The sequence below is a fragment of the Pedobacter sp. Leaf176 genome, assembly GCF_001424305.1.
GTDB lineage: Bacteria > Bacteroidota > Bacteroidia > Sphingobacteriales > Sphingobacteriaceae > Pedobacter.
Genome location: NZ_LMPD01000009.1, coordinates 1 through 1,780 on the forward strand (window position 1 = coordinate 1; position 1,780 = coordinate 1,780).

The 1,780-nt window shown below is 39.3% G+C and carries 2 protein-coding genes; both read left to right on the forward strand.

Going from position 1 to position 1,780, the window contains the following annotated elements; translation table 11 throughout:
- Positions 1-828, forward strand: an 828-nt coding sequence (locus tag ASF92_RS20730; protein WP_197413354.1) for an RHS repeat domain-containing protein, incomplete at its 5' end; no start/stop codon positions are given.
- A gap of 2 nt (positions 829-830) precedes the next feature.
- A complete protein-coding gene (locus ASF92_RS20735) occupies positions 831-1,388 on the forward strand; it encodes a toxin-antitoxin system YwqK family antitoxin (RefSeq protein WP_056097675.1) in 558 nt (185 codons plus the stop codon).
- Positions 1,389-1,780: the final 392 nt, after the last annotated feature.

Below are 1,780 nucleotides of genomic sequence, written 5' to 3' on the forward strand. Positions count from 1 at the left end.
GATGACTACTATGCTTTTGGTTTAAGAAAGATGAATTCGCCAAATTCAAATACAAATAAGTACCTTTATAATGGCAAGGAGTTGCAGGAGGAGCTAGGACAGTACGATTATGGCGCAAGGTTCTATGATCCCGTTATAGGGCGTTTCAGTACGATAGACCCACTTGCTGATAAGATGCGTAGGTTCAGTCCGTATAATTATGCTTTTGGTAATCCAATACGTTTCATTGACCCTGATGGGATGGCACCAACTGATGTATGGAGATTTAACACAGAAACCAAAGAGTTAAAAAGAATTGAAGTTAATGATGATAAATTCGATACGTTTGTTGACCAAAATAACAAGGTTATATTAAACACCAACGATAAACCTAAAGATATAACCGATAGGCTGAGCAAGGATAATGGATTAACGCCTGCCAAAACTTTTTACGAAACGGTTGGGGAATTGGGAAACGCTATCCGCCAAGATAAAGGTGCCTATAATTTAATGGTTTCTAGGGCAAAGGAAGAAGGGTTCAGCTCTAAGCCAATAGAGGATTTAAAAACAACAGGGCAAAATAAAGTAATTAATGGATTTATTTCTATAGGCAGGGATTGGTTAGCTGGTAAGGCGGCTGGGGAATCAACCTTTTCATCAGCGAAGGATTGGGTAGAAGCACCAAAAACATATGGCGATCTAATGCAAAGCGTAAGTAAGGAACTTAAATCTATAGGTAATTCTATTCTGAATATTCCTAAAGATGCCAAAGGTACTTATGAAACAATGATGTACGAATTAAAGAGAGGGCTTAATTCTTACCAAAATGGAGATTATAGAGGATTGTAATTATGAGGTTTAAATATATTATTGGATTGCTTTTTAGTATCCTTCTGATTTACTCTTGTAAATCTGGAAGCTATAGAACAGAGTATTATCCAACGGGTGAGAAATTTGAGTATGGAAAAGTAATTAACGGGAAGCGAGAAGGAAAATGGCTTAGTTGGTATGAAAACGGCAATAAGTTAGGAGAATTTTTTTTCCATGATGGAAAAGAAGAAGGATTGTCTAAGCAGTGGTTTAAAAATGGAAAGGTACACGTCCTTGCTAATTATAAGGGAGGTAAGTTTGTGGATACCCTAAAGTTCTTTTTTTCAGACGGACACCTAAATTCAATCGAATACTTTACTCCCGAAGGTGTACGTGAAGGCCAGTTTACCATCTGGCACGAAAACGGCAATATCAGTCAAGTTGGCTACTATCTAAAAGGGAAAAAAAATGGGGAATGGAAAACCTACTTCGAGACCGGGAAATTAAAATCAGTTTCTCATTATAAATTTGGAGAAAAGACAGGTGACTGGATTACCTATAGTAGTGATGGTAAAATTATAGGGGAAACACATCATTGAGATATGAGTTTAGACTTTGTTATAAAATTATCTACAGTACCCGAACTGATCTTAGCGTCTCGCTAAGATCAAAATGTAGCTTGCATAGCAAAGCCCAGCAGTTTAAAACTGTTGGGCTTTGCTATTTTACATTGCCGCTATGCTCTTCAGCTTTGCGGCCTTTATGAAAGCGTCTATTGTTGCGAACACGTGCGAGCGGTTCTCCGCATCCAGTCCCTGTACCCCCTAACTGGTCTTAGCGTCTCGCTAAGACCGAAATGTGAGCGCCATTCACGCAGCATACAGATTTTCGCTACAATGAGCGGGGCTGGCTGAAAAGCAGCACGAGCAACGAGTTCAGTATGGAACTTAAATACGAGGATGCAACGCACCCGCAGTTCAACGGGAACATC